This is a genomic window from Candidatus Sysuiplasma jiujiangense (assembly GCA_019721075.1).
GTDB lineage: Archaea > Thermoplasmatota > Thermoplasmata > Sysuiplasmatales > Sysuiplasmataceae > Sysuiplasma > Sysuiplasma jiujiangense.
On the sequence record JAHEAD010000014.1, the window covers coordinates 13,756 to 34,376 of the forward strand.

A 20,621-nucleotide genomic window follows, 5' to 3' on the forward strand; every position below is an offset into this window, starting at 1 on the left:
CCGTTTATCCGGCACTCCATTTGTATAGAACCGGATTGATTCACGAATTATGTGTCTTCGGGCGTTCCGGCATTACAGATGAGTTTTGTGGCCGAGAATGGTTTACAACCTTTTGGGTGAACAAGTTAGAGGCAGAAGACAGTTTAGCTGATACCGGGATAAATGAAAACAGGTTCGCGGATTGCCGGAATTCAACATTCATTATGTCTCTGTCATTTTCGGTGAGGGACCGCCGACTGCCTTCTCCTGCACGCAACAAATATTCATATGTAAAGGTGCTTTCAAAGAGGACAGCCGGGCGGCGAATTTTCACTGCCCTTGGTGACGGCTGAATGACTGTTGAATCAAAGACATAGCCGGAAGGAACAATGAGGGAGAAAATACAAACTGGATGCATGGGATGGTCGTACAAAGACTGGATTGGTCCATTCTATCCCAAAGGAGCTTCCGGAAAGGATTTTCTCAGGCTTTACAGCAGCGTTTTCGGTGCAGTGGAAGTAAACTCCTCTTTTTACAGGATTCCGGAAACGGATACGGCACTGCAGTGGAAGGAAGTTACACCAGACGGCTTCACATTCACACTCAAATTCCCAAGGGAGATTATCGGTGCGGGAAAATCAGGCATACATGCAGTGAAGGTTGAGCAATTTGAAAACTCCGCACTCAGCCTCGGCAGAAAACTGGCTGCAGTTCTTATCCTTCTTCCACCTTCGGCAACATATAGCAAAATGTTTGACTCGACAAGAGATTTTACTGCTGCACTGGGGGACGGCATCAGATACGCCATGGAATTCCGGAATTTATCTTGGTTCAGGGAAGAAGTCTACGATCTCCTTCGTAAGAGGGAAATTTGTTTTGCATGGTCAAGCAACCAGTACCTGGAAACTCCCCCTGAGATAACAGGTGATATCCTGTATGTGCGCCTGATAGGCGACAGGAGCCTGACAAAGTTTGATAAAATACAGATTGACAGGACGGCTGTAATGAAAAAGTGGGCGACAGAGGTCACCCTTGCCCTCAGCGACAATAAGGTATCCGGAGCACTCGTCTTTTCCAACAATCACTTCGCAGGCTTTGCGCCTCAGACAATCAACACATTCAGAAAAATGGCAGGAATGCCGGAACGGAATTGGTGGGAACTTATGTCGAGGAAGGGGAATATCAGGACGGGCTCCTCGCGCCAGACAAGACTGGACTCGGTGCCGGGCTTCACAGATTAATCTGCTCACTGCTGAAACGTCATTGATCGGCCATCAAGCTTCCTGATTCAACCGCTGTGAGTTAATCCAGGCTTCATTAAATGCAGATTGCTCAGGCATTCGTCGGCATTCGCTGCATATTCAATTTCAGGAAACGGAAATAGTGAGTATTCCAACGAACACTGCCAAGCCGCTTATTGCGCAAGAGGGACTGTGATAAGCAGCCGATTACTGAAAGGATGCAGTCAAATCTCCAGCGAAGAATTCAGGCACATCAAGTATTTATAAAATATCAATGTTCTTTGTGTCATGTCGTACGAAGCTGAAATAAGCAGGTCCAATCCTACACTGGTCCTTTTTATGATCGACCAGTCGAAATCGATGAGCTACAAGCTTCCGGGGGGAGAACGATCGAAGGCTATGGAAGCATCGGATGCCGTTAACAGGCAGATTGGCGAATTCGTGCTCCGCTGCACGAAGAGCGACGGGATAAGAGACTATTTTTATGTCGGAGTAATCGGTTACGGCTTCACCACTGGAAAGGCTGCATTTATACTCAAGGGCGACAGGGTAAATCCCATCTCCAGGCTCGCCACAAGCACGCTGAGGGTGGAAAAGAGACAGATGAAGGTTTCAGACGGTGTGGGAGGCGTGAGCGAAGTGGACTACGACTTTGGAGTCTGGTTTGAAGCGACCGCTAACGGAGACACGCCGATGTGCAAGGCGCTGACTCTTGCAAAGGACACTGTAAAGGAGTGGATCGAGGCCCATCCGGGCTCGTATCCCCCGATACTGATAAATATAACAGACGGCCAGGCAACGGATGGAGATCCTGTAAAGGTCGCATCGGAGATAACTTCATTGAACACTTCCGACGGATCGCCGCTGTTGTGGAATTGTCACCTTTCGTCCAATCCGGCAGTACCAATCTCCTTCCCTTCATTCGAGTCTGACCTACCCGACGACAAATATGCAAAATCGCTCTTCACAATGTCAAGCGAGCTGCCTTCCCAGTACATAGGCTACGCGAGGGAAATGCAGATTGACCTGAAGGACAACGCACGGGCATATGTCTTCAATGCGCAGCTCGAACAACTCGTTCAGTTCATAGACATAGGAACAAGAGGGCCGCAGGGGCAGATGCAGTAGTTGCTCGCTGTACATGAGTTTCACAGACCCAAGACGGGAAACAGCGAAGGTGAATACGAGGATGCATTTGCCTGGGATGAGTCTGCGGGCGCATTTGCAGTTGCCGACGGTGCAACTGAATCGAGTTTTTCCGATCTGTGGGCGGGTGCGCTCGTCTCGACATTCATTGAAAACCCTCCTGATTTCAGCAGGAATGACAGGGATGTAATGAGGGACATACTCAGGCAGGCAAGGGACAGGTGGTACCGTGCAATCGACTGGGATTCACTTCCATGGTTTCAGAAGAACAAGGCGTATCTGGGCTCGTATTCCACCCTGCTCGGCCTTCAGATTGGCGCAGAAGGGAACAGCAGAAGATTCAGGTGCATTGTTGTCGGTGACTCGTGCATGTTCAATATCAGCGGCCAGAAACTGGAATCTTTCCCGTTTGCCGACAGCCAGGACATGAATAACACTCCAAGACTTATGTGGAGCGGACTTGGAACGCCTTCAGGACTGGAGAAGGATGTTGAAATTCCGGGGATAGAGGTAAAATACGGATGGCTCAGAAAAGGAGATACAGTCATGCTTGCTACGGATGCGCTCTCCAAATGGATCCTCCAGCACAAGGCAGAAAGGCCATGGGAAACACTCCTTTCCCATGCAGACAGCTTCGACTCCTTCATAGGGAATCTGATCGCCGAGGGAAAGATCAAGAATGACGACGTTACGCTGATTTTCATTTCTATATCCTAGCAAGCCGCTGGGGATCGCAACCTTCCCACAGCGGATCGCGTCTTACGGCATCGCAGAGCAGTTCCGTCAGTTGTCCCGCCCTGCCCCTGGTTTTCGTGAGTTCGTTTATCACCCTTGAACGTGAAGGGTCAAGGAAGTCGCTCTTCCGGAATATAAGGCAGTCCTGGTCTCCTTTGTTGTATTTGGTCCAGAGTGATGGATCCTCCGCCACGGCAATCAGCGAAAGGTATGTGACAAGTATAGAGAAATTGTCAAGGCGCTCCGAGTAGCTGTTCGAAGTCCTCATTGGATGCTGAAAATTGTCATGCCCAAGCTCCGGTGATTTGGTGCCAGAGAACTCCGGCACATACATGCCGTCGTAGTCGACAAGAGTGAATGATCCCGAGGGGCCTATCACTATATTGTCCCCTGAAATATCCCCATGCGCTATTCCGGCACTCCTTATCCGCACCATTTCGTCGATAAATGTGGATGCAAGACCATTCAGTGCCGCTCTGTTGCGCAGTTGCTCTGATATGAATGTATTCAGTGTTTTTCCCTCAACCCAGTCCATACGAAGGACAGGAAAATACATTGCAGGATTCCTGAAAGTCCTGATTGCCCCTGGAAGGTATTGAAAATTTACAAACGCATATCCCTTTGCATGTAACGGCTCCAGCGCTTTTGAAATTGCCAGGTACCGCTTGTTCAGGTCCTGTTTGCTGCGCGTAAAGCATTTCAAGGCGAGTGCAGATCCGTTGTTTTCCAGTTTGAAAATAATGCCGTAATTTCCAGAGGAATAGGCGACGTTTCCAGGCAACTTGATAAACGGGTTGGGGACAACCTTCGAATTTTTAAGCGCAGCATAGCCCGGAGAAATGCTGAAGCCTATATTCTGCATTGCGCGGGTGTAATCACTCTGGCCAGGCCACGGCACGTTCGCAGGGATAACGTCAGTAACCTTTTGTGCAGGAACTGAAGGAGTATTCGTGCTTTCGGGAAACGCGCTCCTCTGCCTGCTGGCAGTTTTCGCAGCGCGTCCGGACGGAGATTTGCGCGGAGCTGGAGGATTCGGAGAATGTGCCGTTACGGCGGCAACAGACGGGCTGCCCGTCGAAATGGTTCCTGCAGGCTGTCCAGACGAGCCTGTATTTAAATCGAGAATCGAAACACTCCTTGTGGCCGGACGAACGAAGAAGGAACAGGTAAAAATGACAAATCCCGAAATGGCCACATAATAAGGCGGAAGGAAAAATGCAATTACGACAAGCGGGAGAGTGGTTGACAGAAAGGACATTCTTGACAGCCGTTCCCTGACGGCTAATATGACGACAGCATCCACCGACGCTATCAGTGCGACTATCATAATAAGGCTGTAAAGCGGATTGAGCGGATTGCCATAGAAAAACGTGGCGGCGATGAGGAGTACGCCGTAGGCTGAATAGAGCGATCTGTAGGAGCCGAGATATCCCCTTGCAAATGAATAAGCGAGCAGTGCTGAACAGGCAGCAGCCACGATGACGGCGTGATAGAGCTCGAACAGCTTGAAGGCTGAACCGAAATGCAGGTATGAATAAGCGAACGTGAGGGTCTCTTCCAGCCACATAAGGGGAACAACGAGGAGGAACAGTATCACAAGCAAAGGGACAAGGTACCTCGCGGATGGTTTCATAACTCTGAAAATAAAACACGGCTGTATCTATAAAGATTAGCACACAGTCGCTTGAGGCGGAGATTCTCGACGCACAAATTCAGATGCATTCATGTCATCTGTGCCAGGGCAGATTATACGGCAGCTGAAATTGTGTTAAAACGCTGCACCTGCCAGAAATGGCTGTGAAGTTGCGGATCAGCACGTGAATTAGTGATACCCACAGCAGCGCAGGTGTCGGTCACGGCATTCGCATTACATGTTGACAGCTCCTGACTTGTGTAATCCGGCACATATGGTCTCAATTGCGCCTGTCCAGGCAACGCGCAGCCACCATACTGTGAAAGCATCTGCGGCACTCCATGTTATCCTGTTGAATAATCAGCATGATGCGTTAAAATATCAATGCGGCATTTCTGATTCGCATGGAGAAGAAGGAAATAGCGGCAAAAGCACTTGAATTTGCTGCAAGGCAGGAAAATATTGAGAAGGACACCGTCGCCGCTGGTCAGATCAGGGATTTTCTTGCCAGATACCCTTTCAAAGAGAAGCCGGAGCTTCTGAGAACGATAGCTCCAAACGATCTTTATGACAGGAATGCCGACGATCGCTTTTTTGACTGGCTGACAGAAAGAACCGGCATGGTAGGCCAGCTGTCCGGGTATGAAAAGGTCATCTTTTCTGAAGCGGTAAGACGATTTGACTTCCTGAAAGTGCTGCTCACGGTTCTTGTTTCCGACAAGAGGAGTGTTTCATTCAAGATTGATCAGAACTGGGGGGTCATACCGGGCTTTGGAGGCGACAAGCTGATCGCCAAGAAGCTTATCGCCATTTACTACCCGGAAGGGGTGATCCCGGTTTTCAGGACTGAAGACCTGGAACAATTCTCGGTCCAGCTGGGTATTCCGTTTAAGAACAGTGCGTTACAGCGGTACAGGAAGGATTATTCACTCCTCTCGGTAGGACAGAGATTTGAACTGCTGAATTCGGGATTGATGGAGTTCAAGGCCGCATATCTCGAAAAAATAACAAACACACTGCTCGCATCATTCCTATATCATGCATTCCTGCCTTCCTTACCGCAGAAGTCCGCACCTCCGCCTGCAGCAGAGAAGCAGCTGCAGCCGAAAGCTGAAGAGGAACTTGCAAGGGCAACACAGGACTTCGAGGCAAGACTCAGGGAGGCTGACAGAACAATTAGGGAACTGAGGAACGAGGTGAAGAGCAGGGGAGAGAGCATAAGCAGACTTGAGGATAAACTGCGCACTCTGGGTGAGGAAATAAGGAAGAAGGAGTCCGACATTCAGCGGAGGGAAGAAATGATGCAGGAGGAGCTCCGGCAGTCGGATGCCAGGAATAAGCTTTTTAGCGAAGCCGAAAAGTCTGAACTGAGGAAAACGATAACAGAACTTACCAGACAGATAGAGGAGAAGGAAGAAAGACTCAAATCGCTGGAAAGGAAGCTTTCCGAACAGGAGGGACAGGTGAGGATAGGAGAGAGTGATTTCATCGATGGCGAAATCGGGACTTTTGAGAGTCCTTCCGCTCCGGATGAAAACCATCCAAAGGCAAAGACCGGCATTCAGAGGCTTGACGATCTCCTGATGGGAGGCATACCGGTTGGCTCACAGGTGATAGTATATGGGCCATCATTCATCGGAAAGGAGATAGCAATCGACGCTTTTGCAGCCCAGGGTCTGAGCGAAGGCGTTCCACTTGTCTGGATCACCACAGACAGGACAATAGACGAAATAAGGGAGGAAATGTCCCTCCTTCTGAACAACTACACGGAGTATGAGAAGAAAGGCCTTGTTTTCTATATCGACGCCTATTCAAGGATCGTAGGGGATACCTCCGTTTCTGAAAATACTGCATACCTGGATGACACCAGCAACGTAGAAAGCATAGGCGACATGACAAACAGCCACATTGCATCGATCGACGCACTTGCAAAGGACAAAGGATACAGGCTGGTATTCAGATCCGTGTCGAGTCTGAGCGCGAACCACGACATAAAGAATATTTTCGCATTGCTGAGGCAGTTTGTTGCGCACAGGAGGAAGGACAGGTGTATCGGCGTCTACAGCATAGAAAGGGGCATCATGTCGGAACAGGATTTGCAGATAATAAGCAGCATCATGGATGGAGTCATTGAATTTTCCACCGACACGAAGAACAATTTTCTCGCCGTCCGCGGGATATGCGATACACAGACAAGGGACAAAATCCAGTATACTGCCGGAAAGAACACACTCAACATCGGTTCATTCTTCCTGGGCCGAATTAAATAGCACCGGTGCAGCTTCATACTCACCTATGCTGCCGGTGTCATCCATCAACAGTCTCACAGGGAAAAAAGCGAACATTTCCACAGCCTCCACAGAGGCAGGGAGATATTCGTACTTCCAGGTGATTGGATGTTACTGGTGCGGGAGCGTTCGAGGATTCCTGTTTCAGCGCTGTTGCAACATGAAGCGCAGGTATCATGATTCCACCCCAATACACCGATGATGAGACCATGCCAAAGAAGGAGATGGTCGCGTTGGTCTCGAGAATCGCTGAAAATTTTTCCGTCCAGCAGAGTGCCGATATGGTTGGCGGTTTCGGTAAAGCATAGCGCCGCCTTAAACAAAAAGTCGGATCAATTTCAGAGGCTGGCGAAGTTGGACTGAACCGAAGGGTTTTGTGCAAGGAAAAGGCAGTCTGAATCAGACTGAGACGCAGATTGACCGGTTACGTGCCGTCAGGTAAGAAGTGATCTCCATGGGAGCGTCTTTGGTCATCAATGTATGCAACGACGCGCTAAGGTATGCTGAAGACAATGAGAATTAGAAAATCGGAGAAGCAGTGAAGAGGGCAAACGCACGCAGTGATACCCGAGCGGATTTTGAATATCCGCTGGAACTCACCGATGCAATGACGATTTTGATTTTTGTCAGAAAACTGAATCTCACGATAAACCTCATGGTGAGTAAGGGCTTGCCGGCGGCGGACCTCAGGCACCTGTGTATTGCGAGAGTCAGCTTCGGGTCCGGCATTTCCAATGCCGCCATGCGGCTGCTCCGCAGCTCTTCATCAGAGATGCTCGAAAAGGGAATCTACCACCTGGCGACCGATGATGCCATAACCTTCGACGAACCGAATTGTCTTGCCGAAATGAAAGGAGTCTGAGGTCTTCCGCCCGTGCGGGAAATACGCAACTCATTATTTCAGACAACATTCTAATAATGTTCATAGAATCAGAGTTTCATGAGATTCGACTTCTCGAAAATATTTCTGAGTTACGGGGTGAATTACTGCACGGATGATTTGCCTCTGAATTTAATGCTTGAACACCTGGATTTCGGGCCAGACAATGACATGAGGGAAATGGGGCGCTACATTTCAACTGAGCTCATAGAAAGCGCAACCTATATCGATCATTATGCCAGGCCGATACTGAAAACGTGGGATCTCCTTGAAGGAAGGATGGACGGCGTCTGGCTCTCAAAGGACCATTACAGAATACTGCAGAAATTGCAGGAATTCGGCACGGTCCGGAAGATTTTCAGCAGCAGGAACCTGATGTACCACTTTGTTTCAGGCTACCTTATATCAGATTCAGGCATCTTCTGCACCCTTACGCTCACCGCACAGACCGCCTACGCATTGTGGAAATATGCTGACGACGGAACAAGAGAATCCTTTCTTCCGAAATTCCTTGAGCCTGATAACCCCTGGTATGGTGCCACGTACTATTCAGAAATACAGGGAGGCAGCGATCTTGGCAGCAACAGTACCGCGGCCGAGAACAGGAACGGAAAGTGGGAAGTAAACGGCAGTGACAAATATTTCGCAAGCAATGCAGGCATTGCCGACGGTTCAATCGTTACTGCTCGCATCGCCGGTGCGCCGTCCGGCGCAAAGGGCATTTCCATATTCTTTGTCCCTGCGCTCAGGAGGGACGGAAAAAGCAACTACAGGATCAGGCGCCTGAAGGACAAACTCGGAACAGTGGCAGTCCCCACCGGAGAGGTGGAGCTGGAGAGTTCAGAGGCATATCTGCTCGGAGACACAAAGAACGGGATTTACCAGGCGCTGGAATTGCTGACAATATCAAGGATCGATGATGCCCTGGCCGCGGTTGGAATGGCAAGGAAGGCACTCTGGGAAGCGTATCTTTACGCGGCAAAGCGGAAGGCGTTCGGGAAGGCAATCATCGAGCATCCGCTCCTCAAAAGGGATTTCCTTGAGATGGAATCGGATCTTGAAGGAGCGCTCATCCTTTCGCTGCTTGCGGCGCGAAATTTCTCCCTTGCAATAGAATCCAGGCCGCCGTACGATGACACATATCACTATGCAAGAATGCTCTCGCACATTGCAAAAAACATGGCATCTGAGACCGGGTCCGAGATAACGAGATACATGCTGGAGGTCATAGGAGGAAAAGGTTTTTTCGCTGAATTTCCGATGGAAAAGTTCCACAGGGATGCAATCGTCACATCCATCTGGGAGGGAACAAGCAACATACAGGCACTAGATCTGCTGGAAATCCTGAGCAGGAAACATACCCACGAGCGCCTCTTTTCAGACCTCTTTGCCCTGGCTGACGTTTTTCATGACAGCGAACTGAGGGATCGCATCTTAAACCGGATCAGGGAAACAAGACGGGATGTGGTGTCATTGCTTCAATCCGACAAACCGGAATTTTATGGAAAGGACATCATTGGAAGGCTTGGCCACATTACTGCCGCAGTCCACCTCACTGCCGTTGCAGAAAGGTCCGGATCCGCCGAACTCAGAACTGCAGCGGAAATATATTCCATTAGGCATGTGGAAAAGGGCGAAGTCCTCCGGCCCGAAATACTGGCCAGGGGGGAAACGCTCAACTGGATGCTTCAGAGAGGCGATAATATGAAAAGAGGTAATAAGAAATGAACAATCTGACGATACCCTCGGTATGGCACAAGACAGTGACCGATCGGCCTGATGAAAAAATAGTGTTCAGAGGAATGGAGGTGCCCTACGCAGAGGCGTACGCGCTTGCTTGCGGCTTCAGGAGGCATGCGCTGTTTGAAAAGCTGAATGACGGCGATGTGGTCGCCAGCATAGACTTCAACACGCTTGACAATTTCCTCATGCACACGTGCGTTCCGGCAAACGGTCTCGTGTTCGCACCGATCAACCCGATGCTGCCATCCAGTACAATACGTTCGGTGCTGAAGGAACTCGATCCGCGGATTGTCTTTGTAAACAGGGAACTTTCAAAAAATCTGGACCTGGACGAAGCGCCAGCACGTATTTTGGAAACGGATGGGAAATGGATATATGACAATATAAGCGCAGGCACTGACGATTCAGGCTTCTCGCATGTATCCGAAAATTCGGGGGCTGTAATTGTTCTGACTTCCGGGACTACCGGTCCACCCAAGAAAATCCTCTATCCGCACAGGAACATAGTTCTTACAATAATGGCGATGTCGCATCTGCTGGCCTCAGTGGAGGGGCCGGCAACGTTGCGATCGGAGGACGTGATTTTTGATCTGATACCTCTCTACCACCTGTTCGGATGGGGGAGCGCGTACATCGCGCCTCTGCTCGGAACCAGGATCATACTCGACGGCAGATTCGACCCCGCTTCTGTGCTCAAAAAGATTGGAGAGGAGAATGTTACCTGGTTCAACTGCGTCCCCACTATGATTCATTTCCTCCTGGAAAGCGACAGAAACGGAGTACTGAAGGGCAGGAAGATACTGCTCGGCGGCTCCACAATACCGCAGGGTCTCAGTGACAGAATACTGAAGGCCGGCATGGAGTTTGCATCCATATACGGTTTTTCCGACGGACTCGTCGCGGGCATTGGCAGGGCGAGCAGCAGAGAGAAGGGCGAATCGCCTGAGGCTATAGAGGATAGGCTGAGGAGATCTGTCACAATAGCACCGTTCGCAAGAGTGGATATCAGAAAGCTTGACAACTCGGATTACGGCGAAATATATTTTTCGGCACCCTGGCTTCCGGAAGGGTATATGAACGACCCGGGCAGAACGCAGATGGCTTACGTGAACGGATACTTCCGAACAGGAGACATAGGTTTCATAGATGCATTCGGGAGACTCGTCATAGTCGACAGGGTGGGGGATATGATAAAAAGCGGCGGTGAATGGATACCCTCCTCGTCAGTTGAGGCACTTGTTTCCACTCATGGAGCGGTCGCATCGTGCGCCGTTGTCGGCATACCCGATGAAAAATGGGGAGAGAGGCCTGTCTGCTTTATAATACCGAAGAAGGGTACAGCGCCTTCTGCAGGCGATATTGCGGAGCATCTGAACGCCATGGTTCCTGACAGAATTGTGAAATGGTGGATTCCCGACAGGTTCATTTTCACAGACCAGTTTCCTGTGACAGGCACCGGAAAAATCGACAAGAGGGAATTGAAGAATACCGCAATGCGCAACAAGCCTGCTGAATGAGCGGACAGGCGGGTGCAGAAGACCACTGGCGCAGGGCAGGAAGTGCCTGCGAACCCCCGCAGGTTTCCATGAATTCAAATAGACATTGGGAACTGTTGCAATTATGCAGAAAGTTGCTGACGGCATATATTATCTTTCGACAGTCGGTGTTCCACCCACCACTTCCATCTATCTGGTGGAAAACGACGGTGAGTGGGCTATTTTCGAGCCGGGACCGAATTCCGGGGCTCAGGCAATCACGGAAGCGCTGGGTGCCAACGGCATCAGCCCCAGTGAGGTGAAGTACCTCATTGTTTCGCACATACATCTGGATCATGCAGGCGCCTCCGCCTCGCTCCTGGGCGCCTATCCGCAGTCGAAGCTGATCGTATACAGGGGTGCGGCCAGGCATCTTACGGATCCGTCCAAACTCATAGCTTCATCTTCATCCATTCTCGGTCCGTTGTTTGAGGCGTGGGGCGGGATGCCTTCCGTGCCCGCAGGAAGGATAATCGAAGCAGCAGACGGTCAGGTATTCAAGATAGGGGACATGCCGCTCAGAATACTGTATACTCCCGGACATTCCCCCTACCATCTTTCCGTATGGGCGGAAGAAACAGGTGCATTGTTCACCGGCGATGCTGTTGGAATGTACGTGAGGGAAAAAAATTCACTCTGGCCGGCGAGCCCCCTGCCTTCATTCAGGCTGGACATGGAGATGGATACCCTGAGGAAATTCGAAAGCCTCGGACCCGACGTCCTGCTCATTCCGCATTTCGAACCGGTGCCGGATCCGGAGCATTTCATAGGCATGAATGTGGAAACATATTCAGACTGGCATGAACTGCTCGGAAACCTGAAGGAGAGTGACAGTCAGGATACCGCTGCAGAAACAATACTCCGCTCAGTGAAAAATTATGACTGGGTAAGAGACAACACACTGGACTGGCACATGTTCAATATGCACGTGTCCGGATTCCTCCAGTATGAGAGGACGGCAAAACAGCCGCCATCCGACGCATCCGGCACTTCCCGCTGAGATGCACCCGGAAAAACTATTCCGGAACAACCAGTCCGTACGCGATATCTTCTATTGCGCCGCTTCCGCTGTTGACAAAAAGATGCCTGGTCTGTGTGTATTCAAGTATACCCTCATGCCCAAGCTCCCTTCCCACCCCGCTTTCCTTGAATCCGCCCCTGGGCGCAGCGGCAGAGAGGAGATGATAGTCATTTATCCATACAGTTCCCGCATCTATCTGCTTTCCGACACGCAGAGCCTTACTGATGTCTCTTGTCCAGACGCCGGATGCAAGCCCGTAGACTGTATTATTCGCTGTTTCCACGGCATCCCTCTCGCTGTCGAACTCGGTGACGGAAAGCACCGGGCCGAACACCTCCTCGCGCCCTAGTTCCATCCCGGGTGTGACACCGGACAGGAGCAGAGGCGGATAATAGAAGCCGCCTTCAGGAACAAGTTTTCCAAGCTCTTTCCTGAAAAGCACGTTTGCGCCGTCCCGCAGCGCTCTTTCAACCATTCCCTCGATCTTGTTCTTCTGTTCCAGAGTGGTTATGGCACTTATGTCTGTCGGCATATCCAAAGGATTTCCAGGTTTCATATGAGCAAGCATTCCCCTGATCCTCTCAACAAATTCGTTCTTTATTCCCCTCTGCACAAGCAGCCTGCTCCCTGATTCGCAGAGCTGGCCGGAGTTGAGGTAGATGCCGAAGACAACACCCTTTGCCGCCCTCTCCAGATCCGCATCCTCAAAGACGATGTTCGGTGACTTCCCGCCGAGCTCCAGCGTCGTCTTTTTAATTGCGGAAGACGCACTTGCTAGAATCTTTTTTCCCGTGGAGGTCGAGCCTGTGAAGCTTAGCATATTGACCTTTCCGTTTCGTGCAAGGGTATCTCCAACCACGCTCCCCTCTCCGGTAATGACATTGAGCACTCCGGGCGGCATGCCGGCAGCATTGGCGTCCTTCGCCAGCTCGAAGGCGGTCAGAGGAGTGTAGTGCGAGGGCTTGAGAACAACCGTGTTGCCGGCAAGAAGGGCCGGTGCTACCTTCCAGACAGCCATCAGCAGCGGCACGTTCCATGGAGCTATTGCAGCAACGACACCCATCGGCGCATGCTGAACAACGCCCCTGGTGCCGGGATATTCAGGGTGCGCAATCCTCCTTGAAAAATTAAACTTCACACCGGAAAAATAGCGCATGTGTTCAATCGCAAGCGGGATATCCATCAGAAGACTCTGCCTGAAAACCTTTCCGGTGTTCAGCGATTCAAGCCTTGCGTACTCATCGGCCCTCGACTGCATCCGTTCTGCCAGTTTCAGAATCAGCTCTCTCCTTCTTTTCGGCGGTGTTCTGCGCCAGACCCTGTGGAACGATTCGGCGGCAGAGTCGACGGCCTCACCGGCCTTCCGCACATCAGCCATGACGGCAGTGGCAAGCGGAGAACCGTCAACCGGGCTGTATATGAGTGACTGCTCTCCGTCGAAATCCCATTGTCCCCCGATGAAATTTCCGTACGCAGGCAGGCTCATGCCTTCCCCTCCAGAGCCTGCCGGAAGAATTCCTTGAGCTGAGCCGAATCCGCGTCCCTCGGATTTGTTGTAATTCCCGTCGACTCCATGGCCATGTCCGCCATTCCGTCAATTCCGGCAACGTAATCATCAGCATCGATTCCCATCCCGTCCAGGGAGATCGGCTGCCCTATTTCGGAAAAGAACGAAATCAGCGATTCGTCCAGCCGCGCTCTCCTGTGGCGGACAGGCATTAGCCGGTTGAGCCAGTCGTACTTCTCCCTTTGCACCCCATAGTTGAAGTTTACGACATAAGGGAGAAACAGTCCAACAGCCTTGCCGTGCGCGACATGGTATCTGGCGCCAAGTGCGTGCCCCAGCGCATGTGCAAGCCCTATCTGCGAGTTCGAAAATGCGAGTCCGGCCATGGATGCGGCCACATGGACCATCCCCCTCAAATGCAGATCCGAAGGCTTTTTAATAACTTCGGGCAGAAATCCGGTCAGCATCTGGAACGACTTTTCCGCGAGTGCGTCTGAATATGGATTCTGCCATGTGCTCACATGCGCCTCGACAGCATGTGTAACTGCATCCACTGCCGTATTTCTTGTCTGCTCCGGCGGAAGCGAAACTACCATCTCCGGATCGAGTATTGAGATATCCGGCAGTATCTCGGGCGAGGCGAGTTCGTTCTTGCGCTTCTCCCCGGACTCAGTGACAACTGCTGCCCAGCTGCAGTCTGAACCTGTACCGCTGGTCGTGGGTATAGCGATCAGCCTGCTCCTTTTCCTGAGCTCCAGATGAACCAGAGGGGTTATGTCGTAAAAACTGATGTCGGGTCGCTCATAGAGCGCGAAGAGCACCTTCGCGGTGTCAATTGTCGATCCGCCTCCGAGCGCTATGAACCAGTCCGGAGCGAAGGACCGTATCTTATCCGAATGTCTGTTCATCTGGCTGAAGGTGGGTTCCTCCGGTATGTCCCCCACGAAAATATGTTTCGACTCAGCCGGAAGCGCGGAGACGACCTTCGCAGGCAGCTGCGTCTGCATCAGATTCCTGTCAACAACGATAACAGCCCTGGCGATATCGATAGTTGAAAGGTATGTGAGTGCATCTTCGCCGTATGCAATCTGGGGGGAGCGGAAAAACCACATTGCAGACCTCAGAATTCCGTATCCACCATCGTAGCAGTATTGACCATTTCCTTTGCTGCCCTGCTGTACCGCATAACCTTCATCATTGGTCCCTCAAGCTTGAACTTCCCTGTCAGTATGCCCTGGATGGGATCAATCTGCCTGTTGATCAGCTTTTTCCAGTTCTCGTACGGACCCCTGTACCTGAATTCTGAACCCGGCAATGAGGCCTCATCCTCGAAATATCCATGCTTCCTGCACTCTCCATGATACAGATCAAGATAGATGTATGAATTTCTCGGAAAACTGCCGTCTTTTTCGACGACGAAAATTATGTCGCCTTCCCATGTCTTTCCGGCATCCCTGTAACTGGCATTTGAATTCAGTTTTTCTGCATATGCATCCACCCATTCCCTGCTCGGAAATTTAGGCATAAGCATGCAATAGGATTTACGGTATAAACAGGTTATTCTGAATCACATAGGTCATGCCTGCCGTAGACCGTGCCTGCACCGGTTGCTTCCCGGAAAGAGATTTAAGCCGCCTCCAGCATTGATGTGGCATGCAGATACTTGCAGTCCTGCCTTCTTTTTTGCCTGTGAATGACATACGGCGCAGCGTCTCTGCACTCCTTCCTGAAATCAGGATCGAAACGGACTTCGATGCAGTCGAAACTGAAGCATTGGAAACGGTTGAAGTTCTCGTTGTTACAGCCTTCACGCCTGTGGGAAAAGACGTAATCGGGAGACTGAAATCTGTCAGATTCATACAGGTTGCAAGCACCGGTTACAACAACATCGATCTCCAGTCCTGCAGGCAGAGAGGTATCGCAGTCTCCAATATTCAGGGAGCAAATTCGAAGAGCGTTGCAGAACATGTGATAATGTGTGCACTCGTTCTGCTCAGGGATCTGAAAAGGCAGGACATGTTAATCCGGAACGGCGACTGGCCAGTTATTTCTGGCTCATTCGATCTGGCAGGCAAGATCTTCGGCATAGTAGGAATGGGAAGAATCGGAAGGGAGGTCTCTTCATGCCTTGTTCCCTTCGAGGTATCGACAGTCTATTACGACATCGTTCCGCTCGACGGACAGGAGGAGAGGAGGCTCGGAGCTGTACGTGTTGAGCTCGGGGAACTGCTGCAGAATGCCGACATAATAACACTTCACCTCCCTCTCAATGCCGGCACAAGGGGAATAATTTCTGCCGATTCTCTGAATCACATGAAGGACGGTGCCATCATAATCAACACGGCGAGAGCGGAACTCATAGATTACGATGCACTGATCAGGTACCTCAAGGCAGGAAAGATAAGGGCTGCCCTGGACGTATACCCACAGGAACCCCCGGACTTCTCATCGGGACTGTTCAGGGAGGAGGAAACAGTTTTCACACCGCACAACGCAGGTGTGACGATGGAGGCGCAGCAGAGAATACTGGCAGAAACAATATCCAACGTGCTGAGATACATTCAGGGGAAGAAGCCGCTCTATGGAGTGGAGCAATGAGAGCCTCAGAGGCAATATCTGAATTCCTGTCCAGAAACGGCATCGGTGAGTCATTCGGAAATCCTGGAACTACCGAACTTTCATTCATCGAAACAATGAAACAGCGCTACATACTAACGCTGTATGATGCGATTGCTGTGGGAGCGGCGGACTGTCTTTCCCAGGTGGACAGATCACCTGCGCTTGTGAACCTCCATGCAGCCCCCGGACTTGGCCATTCCATAGGCTTCATAGACACTGCGCGAAGAAACAGAACACCGCTGATCGTGACGGCAGGGCAGCAGGATACAAGGCACATGGAATTCGAACCGCTGCTCTACGGCGACCTTGTATCCATGGTTTCCACCGTGACCAAATCGGCGATTGAGGTCGGGCGTGCGGATGAAGCTGTGCGCTCATTCCGTGATGCAATCATAACAGCACTGACACCGCCTTCGGGCCCAGTATTTGTCTCTCTGCCGATGAACATCATGGAGGAAGACTGTGTGGCAGCAGGGGACCTGATCAGTTATGAGATGAAGGCACCGGGAGATCCTGCAATAGTGGCAGATGAAATCAACAGGTCAGAGAAACCTGCAATTGTCGCCGGATACGAGGTAGATGTTTTTGACGCTTTTGGAGAGCTTGCCATGCTTGCTGAAAGGCTGGGCGCCCCCATTTACGCCGAACCCCTCTGTTCCAGGTCCCCCGTAAATTCGAACGGACAGTTTGCAGGGAATCTGCTGCCGGCTACCACAGCCATAGATGTTGCGCTTTCTGAATATGACACCATAATCCTGGCCGGTGCGGATTTCATACTGTATCCTTATATGTCCTCCCCGCTCCTCGGCGACAAGAACATCATCTATCTGGGTTCCGACCCTTCAGTCGCCGGCAGGATTCCGTCAACATATCTGATGGGCAGCATCAGAAGCATACTTTCGGAATTAATCCCGAAAATAGAGAGGAAGGAGGGCAGGTACGCCCCAAGGAAAGATTATTCAATGGCCAACAGAATTGCGAAGACATCATCTGTGATGGGAGGGGAGTTCGTAATCGACGCCGTAAGACGGACCTTTCCCGGCCATACACTGGTTGACGAATCCGTCTCCTATTCCCCGCTTGTAAGAGAAATGGGATTCTTCAGGGGAAAGGACAGTTACTTTTCCTCGCGGAGCCAGCAGCTGGGATGGGGGATCGCTGCTTCTATTGGCGTGGGTATGCGGAGAAAAGATACCACACTAACCGTCGGCGACGGATCTCTCATGTATGCGCCGCAGTCATTATGGACGCTGAAAAAATACAGCATACCGGTAAAAATAATAGTCCTGAACAACCACGGCTACGGCATACTGCGCAGTTATTCGAAGGCCTATCATGAGTCTCTTACCGGCATAGACTTTCTATCGCCGGACGGCATGGATTTTGAACTCCTTGCTGGGTGTTTCGGCGTAGAGGCCGACAGCGTTTCGGGGCCAGAAGAACTGGACAAAAAACTTGCCTGGCTGAGGGACGAGGAAGGGCCATCCCTCCTTAACGTTGAGATGGACAGGGAAGTGCGGAATATTTTCTGAACTGCAGACCGGGTTGTTTTGTGTGACCCAATGAAGTGGGTGTTGACAGCGAAATGGCCTGAACTCCGGATCCAGGACATCACCTGACTCAATGGAATGTATGGCTTAAAAAATTACATTGAATTGATGATGCCGTCAATTTCCGCAATTACTCCCTTTTCCACATGATCTGTCCAGAGCATTTCGGAAATGTCAAGGGGGAGGAATATGCTCGACAGAAAGAGCGTTTCAACAGCCATCACGCCGAGATTTCGCACCCACTTTCCCACACCGACGTTCATTGATGTTCCTGCAGGAACCTGTTCGAATGTGAAGGTCAGTGCCCTGTCCGCCGCGATCATATCCCTGAGGATGCCGGCCTTCTGAGCCTGTATTACTCCCCTGTTGCCTTCTACCCGTTGCTGGACTTTCCATTTTTCCTGCTGAAGATGGCTGGCAACAGTCTGTGTAAGCGCATTGACATCCATCTGCTTTCCGTATGTTTTCTGCTTTTTAAAAATGGGCATCGTTTCTTCCTCCAGATATTCAAGGACGACTACCTTGCCAAGTTATTAAAAGATTGGCATTTTGCAAGCCCTGGCGAAAAACCCGCTTTCCGCAAATGCGGTCCACAGCGCTTCAGCAAGTTTTCAGTCAATGCAAATCAGTACGGAGGTATTTCGCCAAGTGACGCGACGACTTACACATCACCCTTCAGTGATCTTTATCGCGCTCGTCGGGCAGACAGGCACGCACGCCATGCAGTAGACGCATTCCTTCTCTCTCACGGGATCACATTTGTCGGTCCTGTATTTTGCATAGTTTTCCTTGTCATCCGAAATCTTCTTGTCGTTATTGACGCCCATCTGTCCCTGATTAAGGAACCATTCGTAGAGGGTTACCGGGCAGACATCCATGCATTCTCCGTCCGCTATGCAGGCTTCCCAGTCGACTGCTACATTGGTTCCGTGTATACCGAGCTTGGTCGGATAGGGCTTTCCTTCTGAATCGGTACGCTGCATTCCTTCCGCACGAACCTCATGATCGGTTCCCGCATAGGTCTTGTGCGTACCCGTGACTGGATAGTGCTCCTGGTCGTTCAGGAAGTTTTCATCTATTGGCTTAGGTTTGTAATCCAGGCTTTCGAGTTCTACCATTCAGATAACCTCTATTTGCGCGTTTAGTAAAAAGCAATGACATATTAATATTGCGCTTAAGCGAATATGCGGCAGACAGAGTGTTGGCCTGAAATACTGCACGGAAAATGACTAAGTTGAATTAGCTGCACAGTCCGCCTGCATCTGAAATATGAAGTGCGTCAATATTGTTCAAAGGCATCGCCACGCGGATCAAATCCGCTTGAAACTGAATCGCCGGCGAATATTCCCTGAGCATGACCCATAAGACCGCTGCCATACTCAACACTTTCCGACTGTGGAAGTTTGAGGCCCCTCTCCGAGATCAGCCTTGCGCCTCCGTAAATGGAAGCCGGATAGCAGAACCGGGGGGCCGAGATAGCCTCCTGGATATCCTCATCGAAATCGATCACCCTTGATAGAATCTGCATGTTTGTCTGAGGCTGAATATCTCCGCCCATTGAACTAAGGTAGATTCTGCCCGGACCCCTGCACACCGTAGCCATCAGCGTATGGAATGTCTTCCTCCGCGGAGCCACACAATTATGATGCCCTTTGTCAAGACTGAAATAGGAGCCGCGGTTGCTCAGATTTATTCCGGTGCCATGAACATTAAAACCCGAGCCGAACCCCATGTAATTGCTCTGTATTGCACTGATGCCGGCGCTTCCGTCATAAACGGAGAATGCAGTGGTGTCTGAAAGTGAGTCTGGCCCAGCAGACAGGTTTTCAAGAGGCGCATAGTCGAAATCCGGCATGAGCACCCTTGACGGGAGTTTGACATGCGAAGGGTCGCCGATGAATCTTGCCCTGTAATCGTACGCCTTCTTCATCGTCTCCATCATTGCGGAATAATAGCCCTCTGTTCCGGGAGGATCCAGTTTGATCCGATTAAGCATATTCATCCAGAAGATCAGCGTCGCACCCTGACTATTGGGAGGTGTGGTGTAAACGGAATAACCACGGTATCGCGTGCTCAACGGCTCCTTCCACTCAGCTCCGTATTCATCAAGATCCGCGAACCTCATCAGGCCCCCTTTTGCAATCATGTCCTCCTCTATCCTTTTTGCGATCTCGCCGTGATAAAAGGAATGCCCGGAATCCTTTGATATCGATTCCAGGGTGTCTGCAAGTTCAACCTGTCTCAGAATGGAATTTTCGCGGATACCATGATATATCCGCATCCAGTCATCGTCATTATAGGGTGCTCTCGACACGGAACTCGAAAGACTCTTCTGGACCCTGAAGCCATCTCTCGCGTACTGAACCGCCCTCCTGAAAAGGATCGGTAGCCTCATCGACGCATGTCGCTCCAGGAGAGCCCAGGCAGAAACCATTCCCGGCACCACAAAAGCTGCGTGCGGTCCGAATTTCGGTATTTCGCCATAGCCCTTTTCTCTAAAGAACTCGGATGAGGCGAGGTCCGCTGCATATCCACTGCCGTTTACAGTCATCACGCCGGAATCGTCAGTTACCGCAAAAAAATCGCCGCCGAGGCCGTTCAAGTGAGGCTGGACAACGGTAAGTGCCGCGCTTACAGCCAGAACGGCATCAAACGCATTACCTCCTTCCTCAAGGACTTCGATGCCTGCCCTTGTTGCCAGAGGGTGGCAGGATGCCACGGAATATTCGTTCATATCAGACGCC

Annotated in this window: 17 protein-coding genes; 10 read left to right on the forward strand and 7 right to left on the reverse strand. The window is 51.0% G+C overall.

What is annotated here, in order from left to right:
• The first annotated feature begins 368 nt into the window (after nt 1–368).
• The 3 genes from KIS29_08385 to KIS29_08395 all read left to right on the forward strand — a co-directional run bounded on the left by KIS29_08385 (nt 369) and on the right by KIS29_08395 (nt 3,083).
• Complete coding sequence (locus KIS29_08385; protein ID MBX8640336.1) at nt 369–1,220, forward strand: DUF72 domain-containing protein; 852 nt, start codon at nt 369–371, stop codon at nt 1,218–1,220.
• A gap of 288 nt (nt 1,221–1,508) precedes the next feature.
• Entirely contained in the window at nt 1,509–2,348 is an 840-nt protein-coding gene (locus KIS29_08390; protein ID MBX8640337.1) for a VWA domain-containing protein, read from the forward strand.
• Nucleotides 2,349–3,083 (forward strand): protein phosphatase 2C domain-containing protein, encoded by a 735-nt coding sequence (locus tag KIS29_08395; GenBank protein MBX8640338.1) that lies wholly within the window; start codon nt 2,349–2,351, stop codon nt 3,081–3,083.
• Here the strand turns inward: KIS29_08395 and KIS29_08400 are convergent.
• On the reverse strand, nt 3,073–4,734 hold the full coding sequence (locus KIS29_08400) for a hypothetical protein (GenBank protein MBX8640339.1): 1,662 nt from the start codon (nt 4,732–4,734) through the stop codon (nt 3,073–3,075). The genes KIS29_08395 and KIS29_08400 overlap by 11 nt on opposite strands.
• 404 nt (nt 4,735–5,138) lie before the next feature.
• Between KIS29_08400 and KIS29_08405 the strand changes: the two genes are divergently transcribed.
• From KIS29_08405 to KIS29_08425, 5 genes are all read left to right on the forward strand, one after another.
• Nucleotides 5,139–7,004, forward strand: coding sequence for a hypothetical protein (locus KIS29_08405; protein MBX8640340.1), 1,866 nt, complete (start codon nt 5,139–5,141; stop codon nt 7,002–7,004).
• A gap of 556 nt (nt 7,005–7,560) precedes the next feature.
• Nucleotides 7,561–7,884 carry a hypothetical protein gene (locus KIS29_08410; protein MBX8640341.1) on the forward strand — a complete coding sequence of 108 codons (324 nt, stop codon included), beginning with the start codon at nt 7,561–7,563 and terminating at the stop codon, nt 7,882–7,884.
• Between the two features lie 78 nt (nt 7,885–7,962).
• A complete protein-coding gene (locus KIS29_08415; GenBank protein ID MBX8640342.1) occupies nt 7,963–9,630 on the forward strand; it encodes an acyl-CoA dehydrogenase family protein in 1,668 nt (555 codons plus the stop codon).
• Nucleotides 9,627–11,162 carry an AMP-binding protein gene (locus KIS29_08420; protein ID MBX8640343.1) on the forward strand — a complete coding sequence of 512 codons (1,536 nt, stop codon included), beginning with the start codon at nt 9,627–9,629 and terminating at the stop codon, nt 11,160–11,162. The genes KIS29_08415 and KIS29_08420 overlap by 4 nt, the downstream gene beginning before the upstream one ends.
• A gap of 103 nt (nt 11,163–11,265) precedes the next feature.
• Entirely contained in the window at nt 11,266–12,180 is a 915-nt protein-coding gene (locus tag KIS29_08425; protein ID MBX8640344.1) for an MBL fold metallo-hydrolase, read from the forward strand.
• A 16-nt stretch (nt 12,181–12,196) separates the two neighbouring features.
• Here KIS29_08425 and KIS29_08430 read toward each other — a convergent pair whose 3' ends face one another.
• The 3 genes from KIS29_08430 to KIS29_08440 are packed head-to-tail and all read right to left on the reverse strand — an operon-like array spanning nt 12,197 to nt 15,233.
• On the reverse strand, nt 12,197–13,687 hold the full coding sequence (locus tag KIS29_08430) for an aldehyde dehydrogenase family protein (protein MBX8640345.1): 1,491 nt from the start codon (nt 13,685–13,687) through the stop codon (nt 12,197–12,199).
• Nucleotides 13,684–14,820: an iron-containing alcohol dehydrogenase gene (locus KIS29_08435; protein MBX8640346.1), complete on the reverse strand. Its 1,137-nt coding sequence runs from the start codon at nt 14,818–14,820 to the stop codon at nt 13,684–13,686. The genes KIS29_08430 and KIS29_08435 overlap by 4 nt, the downstream gene beginning before the upstream one ends.
• A gap of 8 nt (nt 14,821–14,828) precedes the next feature.
• Nucleotides 14,829–15,233 (reverse strand): SCP2 sterol-binding domain-containing protein, encoded by a 405-nt coding sequence (locus tag KIS29_08440; protein MBX8640347.1) that lies wholly within the window; start codon nt 15,231–15,233, stop codon nt 14,829–14,831.
• 128 nt (nt 15,234–15,361) lie between these two features.
• Between KIS29_08440 and KIS29_08445 the strand changes: the two genes are divergently transcribed.
• Nucleotides 15,362–16,306 (forward strand): hydroxyacid dehydrogenase, encoded by a 945-nt coding sequence (locus tag KIS29_08445; GenBank protein MBX8640348.1) that lies wholly within the window; start codon nt 15,362–15,364, stop codon nt 16,304–16,306.
• The gene (locus KIS29_08450; GenBank protein ID MBX8640349.1) at nt 16,303–17,859 is read left to right on the forward strand and encodes a thiamine pyrophosphate-binding protein; all 1,557 of its coding nucleotides are present in this window, start codon (nt 16,303–16,305) and stop codon (nt 17,857–17,859) included. Before KIS29_08445 ends, KIS29_08450 begins: the two co-directional genes overlap by 4 nt.
• 113 nt (nt 17,860–17,972) lie before the next feature.
• Here KIS29_08450 and KIS29_08455 read toward each other — a convergent pair whose 3' ends face one another.
• From KIS29_08455 to KIS29_08465, 3 genes are all read right to left on the reverse strand, one after another.
• Nucleotides 17,973–18,365 (reverse strand): hypothetical protein, encoded by a 393-nt coding sequence (locus KIS29_08455; protein ID MBX8640350.1) that lies wholly within the window; start codon nt 18,363–18,365, stop codon nt 17,973–17,975.
• Between the two features lie 180 nt (nt 18,366–18,545).
• A complete protein-coding gene (locus KIS29_08460; GenBank protein ID MBX8640351.1) occupies nt 18,546–18,995 on the reverse strand; it encodes a ferredoxin family protein in 450 nt (149 codons plus the stop codon).
• Nucleotides 18,996–19,156: 161 nt separating this feature from the next.
• A complete protein-coding gene (locus KIS29_08465) occupies nt 19,157–20,611 on the reverse strand; it encodes a gamma-glutamyltransferase (GenBank protein ID MBX8640352.1) in 1,455 nt (484 codons plus the stop codon).
• Nucleotides 20,612–20,621: the final 10 nt, after the last annotated feature.